The sequence below is a fragment of the Pseudomonas citronellolis genome (genome assembly GCF_001586155.1).
Classification (GTDB): domain Bacteria; phylum Pseudomonadota; class Gammaproteobacteria; order Pseudomonadales; family Pseudomonadaceae; genus Pseudomonas; species Pseudomonas citronellolis.
The window spans coordinates 261203-280561 of sequence record NZ_CP014158.1 but is presented as its reverse complement, the minus strand read 5'-3'; the positions used below and the strand labels follow the sequence as shown (position 1 = coordinate 280561).

The window sequence follows — 19359 nt, the reverse complement described above, 5'->3', positions numbered from 1 at the left end:
GATGCCGCTGCCCCGCCTCTACCTCGCCGCCGCCCTGTTCAGCCTGCTGCTCGCCGGTTGCGGCGACGGCCGCCAGGACGCCGCCAACCTCGCCCCGGTGCCCTTCCACAATGGCGACGAATGCCACGTCTGCGGCATGCTCATCGACGGCTTCCCCGGGCCCAAGGGCGAGGCCGTGAGCGCCGGCAAGGTGCGCAAGTTCTGCTCCACCGCCGAGCTGCTCGGCTGGTGGCTGCAGCCGGAGAACCGCCACGACGGCCAGCGCCTGTACGTGCACGACATGGCCCGCAGCGACTGGAACCACCCGGACGACCGCCACCTGATCGACGCCACCAGCGCCTACTACGTGGTGGGCATCCAGCGCCCCGGGGCGATGGGCGCCACCCTCGCCTCCTTCGGCAACCAGGCCGACGCCGAGCGCCTGGCCAAGGCCGAAGGCGGCCGCGTGCTGCGCTTCAGCGAGATCGACCAGGCCGTGCTGCAGGGCGTGAGCGGCGACCACGCGCACCGCTGAGCGGCCTAGCCCGGCCGCTGGCCGTGGGCCTCCAGGAAGGCGGTGAAGGCCGCCGGCGCCAGCGGCGGACTGATCAGGTAGCCCTGGATCTCGTCGCAGCGGTGCTGGCGCAGGAAGTCCAGCTGCTCCTGGCGCTCCACGCCCTCGGCCACCACCTTCAGCTCCAGGCTGTGGACCATGGCGATGATGGCGCGGGTGATGGCGGCGTCCTCGCCCTGGGCGGACAGGTCGCGGATGAAGGTCTGGTCGATCTTCACGTAGTCCACCGGGAAGCGCTTGAGGTAGCTGAGCGAGGAATAGCCGGTGCCGAAGTCGTCGATGGCCAGCTTCACGCCCATCTCGCGCAGCTGGCGGAAGGTGGTGCTGACGCTCTCGACGTTCTCCAGCAGCTGGCTCTCGGTGATCTCCAGCTCCAGCAGCCGCGGCTCCAGGCCGGTTTCGTCGAGCACGGTGCGCACCAGGCTGACCAGGTTGCCCTGGCGCAGCTGGTGCACCGAGAGGTTCACCGACACCCGCAGCTCGGCCAGGCCGCGGGCCTGCCAGGTGCGCCCCTGGTGGCAGGCGCGGCGCAGCACGAACTCGCCGATGGCGCCGATCAGCCCGGTTTCCTCGGCCAGGGGGATGAAGTCGCCGGGCGGGATCATGCCCTGCAGCGGATGGCGCCAGCGCACCAGGGCCTCGGCGCTGTCCAGGCGGCCATTGGCCAGGTTCAGCTTGGGCTGGTAGTGCACTTCCAGTTGGCCGTCCTCGACAGCCTTGCGCAGCTGCACTTCCAGTTGCAGGCGCTCCAGGGTGCAGGCCTGGAGGTTGTCGGTGAAGAACTGGAAGGTGTTGCCGCCCAGGTGCTTGGCGTGCTGCATGGCCATGTTCGCCTGGCTCATCAGCGCGGAAATCTCCCGGGCGTTCTCCGGCAGCAGGCTGATGCCCAGGGAGGCGCTGAGCATCAGCTCCTGACCGGCGACGCTCATCGGCATGCGCAGCCGCGTCAGCAGGCGGCTGGACAGGCGCGCCAGGGCCGAGAGGCTGGAATAGGAGTCCACCAGCACGGCGAATTCGTCGGCCGACAGCCGGGCGATGGTGTCCGCCTCCGGCACCGCCTGGGTCAGGCGCCGGGCGATCTGCCGCAGCAGCTGGTCGCCGACCTCGTGGCCGAGGCTGTCGTTGAGCAGCTTGAAGCGGTCCAGGTCGATCAGCAGCAGGGCCAGGCCGCGCCCGCTGTGCCGCGCGCGCTGGCCGGCATCGTGCAGGCGCTGCTTGAACAGGCCGCGGTTGGCCAGGCCGGTGAGTTCGTCGTAGTGCGACAGGTAGCGCAGGCGCTCCTCGGCGTCGCGGCGCGCGGTGAGGTCGGCGAAGAAGCCCACCACGTGGGACAGCTGGCCGCGGTTGTCGCGCACCATGTTCAGCTGCAGCCATTGCGGGTAGGGCTCGCCGTTCTTGCGCGTCTCCAGCAGCTCGCCCTGCCAGCTGCCGGCGCGCTCCAGCTCCTCGCGGATCAGCAGGTACTGGCGGCGCGTCTCGGGGTTGCCGGAAAGGCTCGCGGCGACCTGGCCGATCACCTCTTCCGGGCGGTGCCCGGTGACGCGGCTGAAGGCCTGGTTGACCGCCAGCAGGCGGTAGTCGGCGTCGAGGATGACGATGCCCTCGCTGGCCGCCTCGAACACCGTGGCGGCCAGGCGCTGCTCTTCCTCGCGGCGCTTGCGCGCGCTGACGTCGCAGCGGGTGCCGACCATCCGCGTGACCTTGCCGCGGGCATCGCGGGCCATCACCCGGCCGCGGTCCTCCACCCACACCCAGTGGCCGTCGGCGTGGCGCACGCGGTATTCGACGCGGTAGCCGTCGGTGCGCCCGCGCAGGTGGTCGGCCAGGGCCCGGCGCAGCAGCGGCACGTCGTCCGGGTGCAACAGCGGGCGCAGGTCGGCGCGCATGCTGCGCACCGCGTCCTGGTCGAGGCCGAAGATTTCCCGCAGGCGCGAGTGGTGCACCTCGTCGGTGCGCAGGTTCCAGTCCCACAGCCCCAGCTCGCTGGCCTCCAGGGCCATGGCCAGGCGCGCCTGGCTGTTGCTCAGCTCGACGCTGCCGGCCTCGACCCGCACCTGCAACTGGTCGCGCGCCTCGCGCAGGGCGCGTTCGGCGCTGCGGCGCTGCTCGACCTCGCGGGCCAGGTCCTGGTTGAGGGCTTCCGCGCGGCCCTTGGCCTGCTCCAGGTGGTCTACCAGCGCAAGGGTCTGGAAGCGCCGCAGCAGGCTGCCCTGGACCAGCCGGTTGACCTGCCAGGCCACCACCAGCAGGGCCGACAGCAGGATCGAGCCGAGCAGCCCCCAGCCCTGCTGCAGGTCGCTGCCCTTGAGCAGCAGGTAGCCGATGGACGGCAGCAGGCAGGGCAAGGCGAAGGTCAGGAAGGCCGGCAGGCTCACCGCGTAGGCGACGCTGGCGGAAAGAATGGCCGCGGCGATCAGGCCGAACACCAGGGCCTGTTGCAGGAAGGCATCCGGCGGCACCAGGGCGATGGCGGCGAAGGCCAGGGTCAGCCCCGAGGCGCCGGCGCCGAAGAGGAACGCCCGCTGCCAGTGCGCTTCGGCCTGGCGCTGCGGCTCGGCGTTGTGGAAGGCGGCGACCTGGATCAGCCGCATCACCGCCAGCAGCACCAGCCACACCAGCCAGCCGGACAGCAGCAGGCCGTCCTGGCTGTGCCAGAGCAGGCCGGCGCAGGCCAGGCCGTTGAGCAGCATGAGCAGGGTCGGCACCCGCGAGCCCTGGTAGAGCAGGCGGGTGCGCTCGATGGCCAGTTCGTGGGCGTATTGCTGGCGGATCTCGGCCTGGCTGAAAGGCGCGGCCGAGGTATCCAGGTATGCGGTCATAGGCGGCTTTTTCTTGTAGTGGTCGGCCTTGGCGTGGCCCGAGCATAACCGAGGCGGCAGGGTCGCCCAAGCTCGGGAAAGCGGCAATATGCCAGCAAATCGCTGAACTTTCGTCGGGCAGGTGCCGGACGGCGCTTTGGTTTGCCGGGCTTTCCCCGCCGTCGGTAGAATGCCGCCCCATGAACGACGACCTCTCCCTCCTGCTCAACTCCCTCAACGACCCGCAGCGCCAGGCCGTGGCCGCGCCGCTGGGCCACCAGCGCGTGCTCGCCGGCGCCGGCTCGGGCAAGACCCGCGTGCTGGTGCACCGCATCGCCTGGCTGATCCAGGTGGAGCACGCCTCGCCCCACAGCATCCTGGCGGTGACCTTCACCAACAAGGCGGCGGCGGAGATGCGCGCGCGCATCGAGCAGTTGCTGGGGATCAACCCGGCGGGCATGTGGGTCGGCACCTTCCACGGCCTGGCCCACCGCCTGCTGCGCGCCCACTGGCGCGAGGCCGGGCTGCCCGAGGGCTTCCAGATCCTCGACAGCGACGACCAGCTGCGCCTGGTCAAGCGCGTGGTGCGCGAGCTGGGCCTGGACGAGCAGCGCTGGCCGCCGCGCCAGGCGCAGTGGTTCATCAACGCGCAGAAGGACGAGGGCAACCGCCCACAGAACATCCAGGCCAGCGGCGACCTCTACCTGGCCACCATGGTCAGCGTCTACCAGGCCTACGAAGAGGCCTGCGCCCGCGCCGGGGTGGTCGACTTCGCCGAGCTGCTGCTGCGCTCGCTGGACCTGTGGCGCAACGACCCCGGCCTGCTGGCGCACTACCAGCGGCGCTTCCGGCACATCCTGGTGGACGAGTTCCAGGACACCAACGCCGTGCAGTACGCCTGGCTGCGCCTGCTGGCCAAGGGCGGCGAGAGCCTGATGGTGGTGGGCGACGACGACCAGTCGATCTACGGCTGGCGCGGGGCGAAGATCGAGAACATCCAGCAGTTCGCCGACGACTTCGCCGGCACCGAGGACATCCGCCTGGAGCAGAACTACCGCTCCACCGCCACCATCCTCAAGGCCGCCAACGCCCTGATCGCCAACAACCACGGGCGCCTGGGCAAGGAGCTGTGGACCGACGGGGTGGATGGCGAGCCCATCACCCTCTACGCCGGCTTCAACGAGCACGACGAGGCCCGCTACATCGTCGAGACCATCGAGGACGCCCTGCGCAAGGACGGCCTCAAGCGCAGCGAAATCGCCATCCTCTACCGCTCCAACGCGCAGTCGCGGGTGCTGGAAGAGGCGCTGCTGCGGGAGAAGATCCCCTACCGCATCTACGGCGGCCAGCGCTTCTTCGAGCGCGCCGAGATCAAGAACGCCCTGGCCTACCTGCGGCTGATCCGCCTGCGCGACGACGACGCCGCGCTGGAACGGGTGGTCAACATCCCGCCGCGCGGCATCGGCGAGAAGACCGTCGAAGCCATCCGCAACGCCGCGCGGCTGAACGGCACCTCCATGTGGCGCGCGATCAACGACGTGATCGCCGCGAAAGCCGTGACCGGCCGCGCCGCCAGCGCGCTCAACGGCTTCCTCGAAACCGTCGACCTGCTGGCCCAGCAGGTCGAGGGCATGCCGCTGCACCGGATGACCCAGACGGTCATCGAGCAGTCCGGGCTGATCGGCTACCACAAGGAAGAAAAGGGCGAGAAGGGCCAGGCCCGGGTGGAGAACCTGGAAGAACTGGTCAGCGCCGCCCGCGCCTTCGAGAACCCCGAGGACGAGGACATCCCGCCGCTGGTGGCCTTCCTCGACCACACCGCGCTGGAGGCCGGCGACACCCAGGCCGACGCCTTCGAGGACAGCGTGCAGCTGATGACCCTGCACAGCGCCAAGGGCCTGGAGTTCCCCCTGGTGTTCCTGGCCGGCATGGAAGAAGGCCTGTTCCCGCACAAGATGAGCCTGGAAGAGCCCGGCCGCCTGGAAGAGGAACGCCGCCTGGCCTACGTCGGCATCACCCGCGCCATGCAGCGCCTGGTGCTGACCTACGCCGAGACGCGCCGCCTGTACGGCAGCGAGACCTACAACAAGGTCTCGCGCTTCGTCCGCGAAATCCCGCCGGGCCTGATCCAGGAAGTGCGCCTGTCCAACTCGGTGAGCCGGCCGCTGTCCGGCAACCAGCGCAGCGGCAGCCTGTTCAGCGGCGCCGGCGTGCCGGAAACCCCCTTCGCCCTCGGCCAGTCGGTACGCCACCCGCTGTTCGGCGACGGCGTGATCCTCAACTTCGAAGGCTCCGGCGCCCAGGCCCGGGTGCAGGTGAACTTCGACAGCGAAGGCAGCAAGTGGCTGATGCTCGGCTACGCCAAGCTGGAGGCGGTGTAGAGCCGCCGCCCCAACGTCAGGCATCACCTGTAGGAGCGGGCCCTGCCCGCGAATCGCGCGCAGGGCGCGCTCCTACAGGGAGTGGCGCGGGTGGCGCAGCGTAGGATCTCATCCGCGAATCGCGCCGGAACATCCGGCTATCGCGGACAGAGTCCGCTCCTACACCATCCGGCAAGTCCCGTAGGATGGGTTGAGCGAAGCGATACCCATCACCACCGCGACCGCATGGGTTTCGCAAGCTCAACCCATCCTACGAAAGCCCCTCGGCGCGGTTCGTGGGGCGTATAGTCCGGCCGCATCGCCCCGGCACGCTCAATGCCCGCCCTTGCCCTGCTCCAGGGTTTCCAGCAGGGCGATCTGCATCCGCGAATGCAGGCGGATGAACCAGCGCCAGCCCACCGCCAGCGCCAGCGCGGCCACCAGGCCCACCACCACCAGCAGCTCCCCCGGCGGCAGGATGCTCGAGCTGAGCGCCGCCAGCAGCAGCATCATGCCGCCCAGGGACAGCAGCGGGATCATCTCGGCGATCACCCGGCGCACCCGCGCGGTGTGGCGCCCGGCGCTCTCGGCCTTGACGCCCATTTCCGCCAGCAGCATGGCCAGCGCCTTGAGCTTGCGGTAGGCGGCGATCAGGAAAGGCAGTGACAGCAGCAGCGCGGCGCCCCAGATCAGCGCCTTGTGCAGCGCCTCGTGCTCGACCCAGTTGGCCAGCCACTCGGCGATCCGCCCGGCGAAGAACGCCAGGCCGAAGAAGATGGCGATCACCAGCACCAGGTTCACCCCCACCTGCAGCAGGATGCGCCGGATCATCCCGGCCAGCACCGCCTTGTCGCCGCGCGGGCGGATGCTGCGCAGCCACTCGCCGTACAGGCCGAACACCCGCACCATGGGCGAAGGCAGGGTGCGCCCCAGGTACAGCGCCAGGGGGTCGGCAGAGCGGATCAGGTAGGGCGTCAGCAGGGTGGTGATGGCCGACACGCCGACCACCACCGGGTAGAGGAAGTCGCTGGTCACCCCCAGGCTCATGCCCAGGGCGGCGATGATGAAGGAGAACTCGCCGATCTGCGACAGGCCCATGCCCACGCGCATCGAGGTGCGCCCGTCGTTGCCGGCGATGAAGGCGCCGGTGCCGCAGGACACCAGCTTGCCCAGCACCACCACCAGGGTGATGACCAGGATCGGCGCGGCGTAGTCCACCAGCACCCGCGGGTCGATGGTCAGGCCGATGGCGACGAAGAAGATGGCGCTGAACATGTCGCGCACCGGCTCCATCAGCCGTTCGATCTGCACCAGCTGGCGCGACTCGGCCATGATCGCGCCGATCAGGAAGGCGCCCAGCACCACGCTGTATTCCAGCTTGATCACCAGCAGGCAGAAGCCGAAGCACAGGCCGAGCACCGTCACCAGCAGCATCTCGTTGCTCTCGAACTTCGCCACGTAGGCCAGCAGGCGCGGCACCAGCAGGATGCCGACGACCAGCGCCACGACCATGAACAGGCTCAGCTTGCCCACCGTGGAGACCACCTGGTCGGCCTCCACCGTGCCGCTCACGGCGATGCCGGAGAACAGCGCGATGATGCCGATGCCGAGGATGTCCTCGATGATCAGCACGCCGAAGATCAGTTGGGCGAAGCGCTCGTTCTTCAGCTTCAGGTCGCCCAGCACCTTGATGATGATGGTGGTCGAGGACATCGCCAGGATGGCGCCGAGGAACAGCGAGTCCATGGTGTTCCAGTCGAACAGCCGGCCGATCTCGAAGCCGGCCCAGATCATCAGGGTGATCTCCAGGAAGGCGGCGATGAACGCCGTGGCGCCGACCTGGAACAGCTTGCGCAGGGAAAACTCCAGGCCCAGGCAGAACATCAGGAAGATCACCCCAAGCTCGGCGAGGGTCTTGATGGTCTGCTCGTCGTGCACCAGGGCGAAGGGCGGCGTGTGCGGGCCGATGATCACCCCGGCGATGATGTAGCCGAGCACCACCGGCTGCTTGAAGCGGTGGCAGAGGATGGTGACGAAACCGGCGATCAGCATGATCACCGCCAGGTCCTGGATGAAGTCGATAGCGTGCATGGCGGCGGTCCTCGCGCGATGTGGCAGTGGGGGGATCGCGCGGCCAGCGGCCCCGCTAGGGCGCCAGCCTATCAAACGGCCAGCGTCTTCGAGGCCGCTGAAAAACCCGGTTACAGACCTTCGCAGCCCTTCTGGCCCGAGACCTGGCGCGGCGCAGGGGCAATAGCCGGAAACAAAATCCGGCTGGTTCCTGGCGGCCATGCTCGGCAACATGACGCGCGTCGTATTCCAACCAAGAGAATGACCCCAATGAAGCGCTTTCTCAGCCTTGCCATGGCCTTCTGTGTCGCCGTGACGCTCAGCCTCGACGTCAATGCCGCCAAACGTTTCGGCGGCGGCAAGAGCATGGGCTCGGCGCCGAGCCACCAGACCCGCCAGGTGCAACCGAACACCGCCCCGAACACCCCCAACGCCGCCGCTCCCGCAGCCGGTGCGGCCGCAGGTGCCGCCGCCGCTGGCGGCGCATCGCGCTGGCTGGGCCCGCTGGCCGGCATCGCCGCCGGCGGCCTGCTGGCCTCCATGTTCATGGGCGACGGCTTCCAGGGCATGCAGTTCCTCGACATCCTGATCATCGCGCTGATCGCCTTCATCGCCTTCCGCTTCATCGCTTCCCGTCGCCGCCAGCAGGCCCAGGGCCAGCCGGCGATGGCCGGCCATGCGCCGCAACAGCGCGAGATGCCGGCCGCCCAGCCGTCGCCGTTCGGCGCCAGCGCCCGTCCGGCCGCGGCCGCCCCGGCGATCAACGCGCCGAGCTGGTTCGACGAGCAGCGCTTCATCGGCGCCGCCCGCGAGCACTTCCTGTCCCTGCAACAGCACTGGGACGCCAACGAGATGGACAAGATCGCCGAGTTCGTCACCCCGCAGATGCTGCAGTGGCTGAAGCAGGAACGCGCCGAACTGGGCGACGGCTACCAGTCCACCTACATCGACAACCTGCAGGTGCAACTGGAAGGCGTCGACGACCAGGCCGACAAGACCATCGCCACCCTGACCTTCAGCGGCCTCTCCAAGACCTCGCGCTTCGACCAGGGCGAGACCTTCAGCGAAAGCTGGCGCATGGAGCGCGCCCAGGGTCAGGACCAGCCCTGGCTGCTGGCTGGTATCCGCCAGAACGGCTGATGGCTTCTGCCGTAGGGCTGTTCGCTTGAGCAAGAAAGAACGCCGTTTCCCTCTACCGGGAAACGGCGTTTTCGTATCCGGGAGTGCCACCGGGACGTCCGGCGTGGCCGGTGAGTCCAATCGCGGACAGAGTCCTACGGCGGGAGGAATACCGTGCCTTCCGGCAACCTGTAAGCGGGCCCTGCCCGCGATTTCGCGCGCAGGGCGCGCTCCTATGTATGGACTCACCCCCACCGTCAACCCGCTTTTGAACATGAAAACCCGACTGCATCTATGTATTAGGCCTGTTCGAGGAAGCCACGTCGGGCTTCTGGCCAACATTGGGTAAGCCCGCGGAATGCCGATTACAAAGAGGCCTCGAAGGCCGGTAGGAGCGTAGGCATCGATCCGCGACGGTCTGACCAGGGGTCAATGTTCTTCAGCAAGGGTTGGAGCGACTTGGCGCCCCGTTGGCGGGAACTCGTTGATCAGTGGCTCATTTCCATCTCCCGGCAAGCATTCGGCTTGCGCTGGTAGGTTTGTTCGCTGCACAGCAGCACCCAGGCGATACGCAGGTTGCGGTTGGCCAGTCGCACTGCCGCGCCCTTGCGCCCCAGGCGTTGTAGCCAGCGCTGCAGGCGCCGATCGTCCGGGTGTTCGGAATCGGGCCGCAGTTGCTTCAACACCGCATGCGAGCCCACGACCATCAGGCTGCGCACATAGGCGTCGCCACGTTTGGTCATCTTGCCCAGCCTTACCTTCTGCCCGCTGCTGTGCTGGTCGGGCACGATACCGAAGTAGGCAGCGAACTGACGCGCATTGGCGAAACGTTCCGGCTCGACCTGTTTGGCCAGCAAGGCCGTGGCCGTGATCGGACCGATACCACGTACCGTCATTAGCCGTTTGGCTGTCGGGTCGGCGGCGGCACAGGCTTCCAGACGCCCGGTCAGCGCGGCGATACGCTCGCCCAGCCGTTGCCATTCGTTCAGCATCTCGTCGATCAGCTCGCGCAGCAGCGCCGGCAACGGCTGTCTAGCGTCTTCCAGCACCCGGGTGACACCTTGCTTCAAGCCCACATCCCCCTGCGCCAGGGCGATACCCTGCTCCAGCAGCAGCCCGCGGATCTGATTACCCATGGCGGTGCGCCGCCGCACATAGCCCCGCCGGACACGGTGCCAGGCCTGCATCGCCAGTGCCGCGACGCTCTTCACCGGTACCGACGCAATACTGCTATCCCGGCCCGCCCGCAGAATGGCGTGGGCATCATTGCGATCATTCTTCGCTCCGCTCCGGTGCTCGGCCACCCGCTGGGCCGGCAGAATACGCACCGGGTTGCCCTGCGCCTGCAGCAACCGGGCCCAGGCCTGTGCTCCAGGGCCGGTTTCCATCAGCACCGTCACGCCCTCCGGCAGCTTCTGCAGAAACACCTGAAACGCTTCACGCGACTTGATTCGCTGTTCGTACGCCAGTTGACCTTGGGCGTCTTCCCCCGCCACCTGGAAGACCTTTTTCGCCAGATCCACGGCGACTGTCGTGCACACCGATACATCGGTTGCAGACACCGGCTTATTCATCGTCGTATGCTTTTTCATGGACTCACCCTCACTGTCGGTGGCTTCTTAGACCGCCACCGTGGCGCCTCGACGCCTCGGTGAGGGTGAGTCCATCCAATTACAGGGGAATGGCGCGGGTGGGCAGCGTAGGAGCGGATCTCATCCGCGAATCGCGCCGGAGGTTCCGGCCATCGCGGACAAGGTCCGCTACCCCCTCCGGCAAACACGAGACCCGTAGGATGGTGTTGAGCGAAGCGATACCCATCACCGCAACCGCATGGGTTTCGCAAGCTCAACCCATCCTACGAAAAGCGCCCCGGCGCAAGACGGTTGCTCCTACGCCCGCGCTTCCTGGAACCGTAGGAGCGGACTCTGTCCGCGATTCGGACTTCCAGAGAAACCTCTGCGCGCACCGGAACGCCCCTTCAGAAGGCCGAGCGAAACCCGCACTCAGGAGGTCATGCGACATGGATGTCGCGAGAGCCCCGATGGACTGCAGGGACGTACCCTCGACGGGAGACACCTGGTCCGGGCCTTCGTGGCGGGGAATTCGCGAGGGTAGCCGGAACCACCCCAATGGCGCCTGACTGACACCCCGCTCAGGACAGCCCCACCCCAATCCCTTCCACTCGTCCGCCAAACACCCCCAACGTGAACTTGCGCCCAGGCCCGGCTACTACTGTATAAAGCGCCCCAGTCAATCGAGAGGCCCCTGCCGTGGAAGACGTCATCGACCAATTGCGTGAACTCAACGAGCCCGTCCCTGTCCCCCTGGAGCTGCCGGACGAGGAACTGCTGGTGGAGATCGAGGAAGAGCTGCTGATCGGCCTTCCGTCGGAATTCCGCGAGTTCCTCCTGAAGGTCAGCGACGTGGTCTACGGTCGCCTGGAGCCGGTCACGGTGACCGACCCGCACTCCCATACCTACCTGCCGGAGGTGGCCGCGGTGGCCTGGGCGATGGGCCTGCCGCGCGAGCTGATACCGCTCTGCGCCGATGGCGACGACTACTATGCGGTGGCCCAGGACGGCGAGGTGGTGCTCTGGGCGGACGGCGAACTGACCGAGGAAACCTGGGACTCGGTGTGGACCTGGGCACGCGACGTATGGTTGGACACCTGAGCCCGGAGCACTGAATTTCCAAGCGGAGCGGTTGTCACAGTGGCTACCGAGCGTGTACCCAAACCTTCTGCCAAGGCCGGTCCACGATGTCCCTTGGAGACTCTATGAAGCTGAAATTCCTACTCCTCAGCGCGCTGCTGTTCGGCCTGGCCGGCTGTGCCGACAAGGCCGTGGTGATGCTGAACGACGGCAGCGAGGTCCTGGTAAAGGACCATGCCGATTTCGACAAGTACCACGACTACTACGAATTCGAGCAGCTCGACGGGCAGACGATCCTCATCCGCAAGGAAAACGTCCGCTACATCAAGACCGAGTGACGCGCCCTCAGCGCGTCACGCTCGCCCCCGACTCCAGCGCCAGCAGATTCAGCAGGTATTGGCCGAAGTAGGCCAGGTCCTGCTCGATGGCCGCCCGCGCGCCGCGGGCATCGCCCCGCCGGATGGCGTCCAGGGCCTGGCCGTGGAAGTCGTTCAGGCGCAGCGACAGGTCGGCGCCGGTGAACAGCCGGTTGAAAAAGGGCCCGACCTGCAGCCACAGCGCCTCGATCATGCGCAATAGCGTAGGGTTGCCGCAGGCGCGGTAGAGCGTCAGGTGGAAGCGGCTGTTGTGCTCCAGGTAGGCCTGCACGTCGCGCCGCCGCACGGCCTCCTCCATGGCTTCGGTACAGGCCTGCAGGACCTCGATGTCCGCCCCTTGCAGGCGCGGCACCCCATCCTCCACCGCAAGCCCCTCCAGTGACTGGCGAATCTGCAGGATCTGCAGGAAGCGCTCGCGGGTCATCAGCGGCACCCGCAGCGAGCGCTGCGGCTCGCCCTCCAGGGCGCCCTCGGCTACCAGCCGCTGCAGCGCGGCGCGCACCGGCATCGGGCTGGTGCCCCATTCGTCGGCCAGATCGCGGATCTTCAACCGCTCGCCGGGCTGGAAGCGCCCGCTGAGCAGGGCCTGGCGCAGGTTCTGGTACAGCTGCTGCTGGAGGTTCTCGGCCATGGCGTCACTCCGCGCGGGCCGGCGGCGCCGGCAGTTGGGCGAAGGTCAGGCTGCAGTTGTGCGTCATTTTCTTTTCCCTTGTTCCGATCAGGCGCGCCAACTGGCCTTGCCAGTGCGCTCCCATGAGCCATTCTGTTTTGTGATCACAAATTCTGTTGAGAAGAAAGATTAACAGGCGTCCCGCAGCATGTATTGACTTTTTTGTGATCACAAATGGAAGATGTGCGAAAAAACGAACGAGGTGTGCAAGATGACCGCCAGCGGAATCGCCCAACAGGCCGTGGACGTATTCACTGCCCGCGAACGCCAACGCTTCCTGGAGCAGAACCCGAAATCCGTGGCCCTGGCCGAGCGCGCGCGCAACTCGCTGTACGCCGGCGTGCCCATGCACTGGATGGCCGACTGGTCCACCCCCTGCCCGCTGTTCGTCGAGCGCGCCAAGGGCGCCCGCTTCTACGACGTCGACGGCCACGAGTACGTCGACTTCTGCCTGGGCGACACCGGCACCATGTTCGGCCACTCGCCGGACCCGGTGGCCCGCGCCATCGCCGAGCAGGCCAACAACGGCCTGACCACCATGCTCCCGGGCGAAGACGCCGTGGTCTGCGGCGAACTGCTGGCCGCGCGCTTCGGCCTGCCGTTCTGGCAGGTCACCGCCACCGCCACCGACTCCAACCGCTACGTGCTGCGCTGGGCCCGCGCCATCACCGGGCGCAACACCCTGCTGGTGTTCGACGGCTGCTACCACGGCACCGTCGACGACGTCATGGTGCGCTACCGCGACGGCGAGACCGTGCCGCGCTCCGGCCTGGTCGGCCAGGCCTACGACCTGACCCAGTACAGCCGCTCCATCCCCTTCAACGACGTCGAAGCGCTGGAAGCCGCGCTGGCCAGGGGCGACGTCTGCGCCCTGCTGTGCGAGCCGGCGATGACCAACATCGGCATGGTCCTGCCCGACCCGGGCTTCCTGCAGAAGTGCCGCGAGCTGACGCGCAAGTACGGCGCGCTGCTGATCATCGACGAAACCCACACCATCTCCACCGGCATCGGCGGCTGCACCCAGCTGTGGAACCTCGACCCGGACTTCTTCGTGGTCGGCAAGCCGATCGCCGGCGGCGTGCCCTGCGGCATCTTCGGTTGCAGCGCGGACATGGCCGAGAAGATGCTCGCCTCGCGGCAGAAGGCCCAGGAAGACAGCCATGGCCACGGCCACAGCGGCATGGGCACCACCCTCTCGGCCAACGCCCTGGCCATGCACTGCATGCGCGCCAACCTGGAACAGGTGATGACCCAGGCCGCCTACGACCACATGCTGCCGCTGGCCAGGCGCCTGGCCGACGGCTTCCGCCGGCTGATCGCCAAGCACGGCCTGAAGTGGTCGGTGACCGAGCTGGGCGCGCGCAGCGAGTTCCAGTTCTGCCCGGTCTCGCCGCGCACCGGCGCCGAGGCCGAAGCGGCCTTCCACGACGAACTGCAGATGGCCCTGCACCTGTACCTGATCAACCGCGGCATCCTGATCACGCCGTTCCACAACATGACCCTGTGCTGCCCGGACACCAGCGAAGCCGACGTCGACCGCCTGATCGACACCCTCGACGCGGGCATCACCGAGCTGCTGGCGATTCCTGGCGCGCGCGAGGCTTGATGCACCGCGCCCCTGGGCCCACCCGAAACACCGTCGCAGGAGCGGACTCCGTCCGCGATGCTTTCCGCCGCCTGCCGGCGGATCGTGGATGAATCCGCTCCTACAAGGAACAGGAGCAGCGCCGTCGTAGGATGGGTTGAGCGAAGCGATACCCATCACCACGGCAGCATGGGTTTCGCAGGCTCAACCCATCCTACGGTGCAGCCTGCAAGACTGTTGCTCCTACGAAGAGAACATCCGGCGCGCCGCGCTAACCGAGGACCACCATGCAATTCGCCGATCGAAAGGAAGCCGAAGCCTTCCTCGCCGCGCACCCCGAGGTGCGCAGCATCGAGCTGTTCATCATCGACGCCAACGGCATCCCGCGCGGCAAGCTGCTGCACCGCGACGAGCTGCTGGCCATCTACGACAACGGCCGGCCGCTGCCCAGCTCGATCCTCGCGCTCACCGTGCAGGGCGAGGACGTCGAAGGCACCGGGCTGGTCTGGGAAGTGGCCGACGCCGACTGCTGGACCTACCCGCTGCCCGGCAGCCTGACCCTGCAGCCCTGGCGCAGCTCGCCCACCGGCCAGTTACAGGTGAGCATGCACCCGACCCAGGGCTTGCCGGCCACCCCGGCGGACCCGCGCCAGGCCCTGGTGCGCGTGATCGAGCGGCTCAAGGCCGAGGGCCTGCACCCGGTGATGGCGGTGGAACTGGAGTTCTACCTGCTGGACAAGCAGCGCGACGCCCAGGGCCGCCCGCAGCCGGCGCTGCAGATGAACGGCGTGCGCCCGCAGGCGCCGCAGGTCTACGGCGTGTACGAGCTGGAACAGATGCAGCCCTTCCTCGACGACCTCTACGCCGCCTGCGAGGCCCAGGGCCTGCCGGTGCGCACGGCCATCTCCGAATACGCCCCCGGCCAGCTGGAACTGACCCTGGAGCACCGCTTCGACGTGCTCCAGGCCATCGACGAAGGCGTGCGCTACAAGCGCCTGGTCAAGGGCGTGGCCAACAAGCACGGGCTGCAGGCCTGCTTCATGGCCAAGCCGTTCGGCGACCGTGCCGGCAGCGGCATGCACCTGCACGTCAGCCTGGCCGACGAACAGGGCAACAACCTCTACGCCAGCGAGCTTTCCGACCTTGAAGGTCCGCAAGGCACGCCGCTGCTGCGGCACTCCATCGGCGGCATGATGGCCACGCTGCTCGACTCCCTGGCCATCTTCTGCCCCAACGCCAACTCCTTCCGCCGCTTCCAGGCCAACAGCTACGCGCCGCTGGCCAAGAGCTGGGGGGTGAACAACCGCACCGTGTCGTTCCGCGTGCCTGGCGGCCCGGCCAAGAGCCGGCACATCGAGCACCGCATCTGTGGCGCCGACGCCAATCCCTACCTGGCCGCCGCGGCTATCCTCGCCGGCATCCACAAGGGCATCCGCGAACAGCTCGACCCCGGCGCGGCCATCGAGGGCAACGGCTACGAGCAGGCCCGCGAGTTCCTGCCCACCGACTGGCTCACCGCGCTGCGCGCCCTGGAGGCCTCCAGCTGGGCCCGCGAGGCGCTGGGCGAGGAGTTCCTCAAGGTGTTCCTGGCCATCAAGTGGGAGGAATACCGCCAGTTCATGGGCGAGGTCGGCGAGCAGGACTGGCGCTGGTACCTGCACCACGCCTGAGCCAGCGCGACCATCAGTCGCCTACGAAAGCTCCAGCGGGATTTACGAAAAAATTACCCTGGCAAAGCGAAGATTCTGGTCTTTTCTTGGTCAGTAGAGACAGAGGGCCGCCCGTGCGGCCCTCTTCCTTGCGGCGTGCCGCCACTGCCTGACGGCGCGCCGTTTCCCTATCAGGCAGGGAGATCACTCAGTCAATGAGCACACCCGTTGTTCTGATCACCGGGGCCGCCGGCGGCCTCGGCAAGGCCATCGCCAAGCGCTTCGCCCAGAGCCATTGGCGCATCGCCGCCACCGACGTCGACAAGAGCGGGCTGCATGCGCTCAACGCCCAGGTGCCGCTGGATGCCAGCGCCGTGGCCGACCTGCGCCGGGCGGACAACTGCCAGAGCCTGGTGGCGGACATCCTCGCCCGCACCGGCCGCCTGGACGCGCTGATCAACGCCGCCGGGGTCTGGCGCGAGGGCCCGGTGGAAAACTTCAACGAGGACGACTTCGACCTGGTCCTGGGGGTCAACCTCAAGGCCGCGTTCTACATGTGCCAGGCCGCCACGCCCTACCTCAAGGACAACCGCGGCTGCATCGTGAACATCTCCAGCGATTCCGGGCGCCAGGCCTACCGCGGCTCGGCGGCCTACTGCGCGAGCAAGGCGGCGCTGACCATGCTCACCCGCACCCTGGCCCTGGAACTGGCCGCGGACGGCGTGCGCGTCAACGCCATCTCCCCGGCCGACATCGCCACGCCGATGCTCGACTACCAGGCCGAGCGCTACGGCCAGGGCAACCCCGCCGCCTACAAGCTCGGCCTGCTGCGGGATTATCCACAGGGCAAGGAAGCGCGCTTCATCCGCCCGGAAGAGGTCGCCGACCTGGTCTGGTACCTCTGCGGCCCGCAATCCGAAGCCATCACCGGCGCCGACCTGGCCATCGACTTCGGCCTCTCCGCCGGCCGCTGAGCCGCGCCGCGCGCCAATCGCCCGGCGATTGGCGCGCGCCCCTGTTCGCCGGGGCCAATGGGGGGTATAGAAAAGAGTGTGTCGCGGGGCTGGGCGCAGTGCGTCCAGTCTTGGCATCCCCCACCCGCCTTGCGAGAGCGATATGGAACCCGGCAACCACCAACTCAGCATGACCGTCCTGATGACCCCGGACATGGCCAACTTCTCCGGCAACGTCCACGGCGGCACCCTGCTCAAGTACCTCGACGAGGTCGCCTACGCCTGCGCCAGCCGCTACGCCGGCCACTACGTGGTGACCCTCTCGGTCGACCAGGTGATCTTCCGCGAGCCGATCCACGTCGGCGAACTGGTGACCTTCCTCGCCTCGGTCAACTACACCGGCCGCACCTCCATGGAGATCGGCGTGAAGGTGGTCACCGAGAACATCCGCGAGAAATCCGTGCGCCACACCAACAGCTGCTTCTTCACCATGGTGGCGCTGGACGACGAGCGCAAACCCACCGCCGTGCCGCCGCTGCAGCCGGTCACCCGGGAGGAGCGCCGGCGCTTCGCCCAGGCCCAGCAGCGTCGCCAGCTGCGCCAGGAACTTGAGCAGCGTTACCAGGCAATTCGTGAAGAATGGGACAAGGATGCCGACATTTCTTGACAAGATTTCTCAAGTGCCGCTGAAAAAGTCCGGCGCGTCAACAAGTTAACCTTGAGCGTCGGCAAGGCCGAAAGCCTCGCCAGCGCCTAGACTTGCCCAATCCGCGGGTTTGCCCCCGTGATCCACCTGCGAACCACCGCCCTCCCGGGGCGGCAGTTCCCTGCGTGCCCGGAGCCCAGACCATGCACCACACACCGCTACTGACCACCCTCGCCGTCGGCTTCGTGCTGGCCTTCATCCTCGGCGCCCTGGCCAACCGCCTGCGCATCTCGCCGCTGGTCGGCTACCTGCTGGCCGGCGTGCTGGCCGGGCCCTTCACCCCCGGCTACGTCGCCGACCAGGCGCTGTCGACGGAAATCGCCGAACTGGGGGTGATCCTGCTGATGTTCGGCGTCGGCCTGCACTTCTCGTTGAAAGACCTGCTCTCGGTGAAGGCCATCGCCATCCCCGGCGCGGTGGTGCAGATCGGCGTGGCCACCCTGCTCGGCATGGGCCTGGCCTGGATGATGGGTTGGCCGCTGGGCGGCGGCCTGGTGTTCGGCCTGGCGCTGTCGGTGGCCAGCACCGTGGTGCTGCTGCGCGCCCTGGAACAGCGCCAGCTGATCGACACCAAGCGCGGGCGCATCGCCATCGGCTGGCTGATCGTCGAAGACCTGGCCATGGTCCTCACCCTGGTGCTGCTGCCGGCGCTGGCCGGCACGCTTGGCGGCAAGGCCGAGGACGGCGCCAGCGGCGGCATCCTGCTGCCGATCCTGCTGACCCTGGGCAAGGTGGTGGCCTTCGTCGCGGTGATGATCCTCGGCGGCCGCCGCGTGGTGCCCTGGGCCCTGGAGAAGGTCGCCGCGACCGGTTCGCGCGAGCTGTTCACCCTCGCCGTGCTGGCCATCGCCCTGGGCATCGCCACCGGCTCGGCGGTGGTGTTCGGCGTGTCCTTCGCCCTCGGCGCCTTCTTCGCCGGGATGATCCTCAACGAATCCGAGCTCAGCCACGAGGCGGCGGAGAACTCGCTGCCCCTGCGCGACGCCTTCGCCGTGCTGTTCTTCGTCTCGGTGGGCATGCTGTTCAACCCGGCGATCCTGATCCAGGAGCCGCTGCCGGTGCTGGCCACCTTCCTGGTCATCGTCTTCGGCAAATCGGTGGCCGCCTACGTCATCGTGCGCCTGTTCGGCCACCCCAACAGCACCGCGCTGACCATCGCCGCCAGCCTGGCGCAGATCGGCGAGTTCTCCTTCATCCTGGTCGGCCTGGGCGTGACCCTCGAACTGCTGCCCGAGCAGGGCCGCGACCTGGTGCTGGCCGGCGCCATCCTGTCGATCCTGGTCAACCCGCTGCTGTTCATCGCCATCGAGCGCCTGCAGGCGCGCAAGGAAAGCGCCCAGCCCAGCGAGGCCCAGGTGCAGGACGAGGACCTGCCGCCGCCGGTGCGCGAGCACGAGCACGCCATCCTCATCGGCCACGGCCGCGTCGGCGAACTGGTCAGCGCGCGCCTGCAGAAGGACGGCACGCCGCTGGTGGTGATCGAGGACAAGCGCGAGAAGGCCGCCGAACTGCGCGAGCGCGGCCTCAGCGTAGTGGTCGGCAACGCCGCCAACCCGGAAGTGCTGGCCCTGGCCAACATCACCACCGCGCGCTGGCTGCTGATCGCCATCCCCAACGGCTTCGAGGCCGGGCAGATCGCCAGCCGCGCCCGCGCGGCCAACCCCGAACTGGACATCATCGCCCGCGCGCACTTCGACGCCGAGGTGGAATACCTGGAACAGAACGGCGCCAGCCTGGTGATCATGGGCGAACGCGAGATCGCCCAGGGCATGTACCAGCGCGTCGAGCAGCACGGCACCCCGGCGCCGCAGCCGGATGGGTTGCCGCAGTCGGCTTGAGGCCGGGGTGGCACTGGAGGTATACATCAA

The 19359-nt window shown here is 67.9% G+C and carries 14 protein-coding genes; 10 read left to right on the top strand and 4 right to left on the bottom strand.

What is annotated here, in order from left to right; genetic code table 11:
* The first annotated feature begins 1 nt into the window (after position 1).
* Entirely contained in the window at positions 2-514 is a 513-nt protein-coding gene (locus tag PcP3B5_RS01220) for a nitrous oxide reductase accessory protein NosL (RefSeq protein WP_043314677.1), read from the top strand.
* Between the two features lie 5 nt (positions 515-519).
* On the opposite strand, the gene PcP3B5_RS01215 is transcribed toward PcP3B5_RS01220, so the two are convergent.
* On the bottom strand, positions 520-3372 hold the full coding sequence (locus PcP3B5_RS01215; protein WP_061560364.1) for an EAL domain-containing protein: 2853 nt from the start codon (positions 3370-3372) through the stop codon (positions 520-522).
* Between the two features lie 179 nt (positions 3373-3551).
* Here PcP3B5_RS01215 and uvrD point away from each other — a divergent pair, with 179 nt between their 5' ends.
* Positions 3552-5732, top strand: coding sequence for a DNA helicase II (uvrD, locus tag PcP3B5_RS01210; protein WP_061560363.1), 2181 nt, complete (start codon positions 3552-3554; stop codon positions 5730-5732).
* Positions 5733-6044: 312 nt separating this feature from the next.
* Here uvrD and PcP3B5_RS01205 read toward each other — a convergent pair whose 3' ends face one another.
* Positions 6045-7802, bottom strand: coding sequence for a cation:proton antiporter (locus tag PcP3B5_RS01205; protein WP_061560362.1), 1758 nt, complete (start codon positions 7800-7802; stop codon positions 6045-6047).
* 249 nt (positions 7803-8051) lie between these two features.
* On the opposite strand from PcP3B5_RS01205, the gene PcP3B5_RS01200 reads away from it, so the two are divergent.
* Positions 8052-8921 (top strand): Tim44 domain-containing protein, encoded by an 870-nt coding sequence (locus PcP3B5_RS01200; RefSeq protein WP_058073046.1) that lies wholly within the window; start codon positions 8052-8054, stop codon positions 8919-8921.
* 467 nt (positions 8922-9388) lie between these two features.
* Here PcP3B5_RS01200 and PcP3B5_RS01195 read toward each other — a convergent pair whose 3' ends face one another.
* Entirely contained in the window at positions 9389-10492 is a 1104-nt protein-coding gene (locus PcP3B5_RS01195) for an IS110 family RNA-guided transposase (protein WP_061560361.1), read from the bottom strand.
* 678 nt (positions 10493-11170) lie between these two features.
* Between PcP3B5_RS01195 and PcP3B5_RS01190 the strand changes: the two genes are divergently transcribed.
* On the top strand, positions 11171-11572 hold the full coding sequence (locus tag PcP3B5_RS01190; protein WP_009614862.1) for an SMI1/KNR4 family protein: 402 nt from the start codon (positions 11171-11173) through the stop codon (positions 11570-11572).
* A 104-nt stretch (positions 11573-11676) separates the two neighbouring features.
* Positions 11677-11889 (top strand): YgdI/YgdR family lipoprotein, encoded by a 213-nt coding sequence (locus PcP3B5_RS01185; RefSeq protein ID WP_009614860.1) that lies wholly within the window; start codon positions 11677-11679, stop codon positions 11887-11889.
* A 7-nt stretch (positions 11890-11896) separates the two neighbouring features.
* Here the strand turns inward: PcP3B5_RS01185 and PcP3B5_RS01180 are convergent, their stop codons facing one another.
* Positions 11897-12559, bottom strand: coding sequence for a GntR family transcriptional regulator (locus tag PcP3B5_RS01180; RefSeq protein WP_058073047.1), 663 nt, complete (start codon positions 12557-12559; stop codon positions 11897-11899).
* A 250-nt stretch (positions 12560-12809) separates the two neighbouring features.
* On the opposite strand from PcP3B5_RS01180, the gene PcP3B5_RS01175 reads away from it, so the two are divergent.
* The 5 genes from PcP3B5_RS01175 to ybaL all read left to right on the top strand — a co-directional run bounded on the left by PcP3B5_RS01175 (position 12810) and on the right by ybaL (position 19329).
* A complete protein-coding gene (locus PcP3B5_RS01175) occupies positions 12810-14204 on the top strand; it encodes an aspartate aminotransferase family protein (protein ID WP_061563185.1) in 1395 nt (464 codons plus the stop codon).
* 266 nt (positions 14205-14470) lie between these two features.
* Positions 14471-15853 carry a glutamine synthetase family protein gene (locus tag PcP3B5_RS01170; protein ID WP_061560360.1) on the top strand — a complete coding sequence of 461 codons (1383 nt, stop codon included), beginning with the start codon at positions 14471-14473 and terminating at the stop codon, positions 15851-15853.
* Between the two features lie 194 nt (positions 15854-16047).
* On the top strand, positions 16048-16806 hold the full coding sequence (locus tag PcP3B5_RS01165) for an SDR family NAD(P)-dependent oxidoreductase (protein WP_043314669.1): 759 nt from the start codon (positions 16048-16050) through the stop codon (positions 16804-16806).
* Positions 16807-16948: 142 nt separating this feature from the next.
* Entirely contained in the window at positions 16949-17452 is a 504-nt protein-coding gene (locus tag PcP3B5_RS01160; protein ID WP_009614849.1) for an acyl-CoA thioesterase, read from the top strand.
* A 182-nt stretch (positions 17453-17634) separates the two neighbouring features.
* Positions 17635-19329 (top strand): YbaL family putative K(+) efflux transporter, encoded by a 1695-nt coding sequence (gene ybaL, locus PcP3B5_RS01155; protein ID WP_061560359.1) that lies wholly within the window; start codon positions 17635-17637, stop codon positions 19327-19329.
* The last annotated feature ends 30 nt before the right edge of the window (positions 19330-19359 follow it).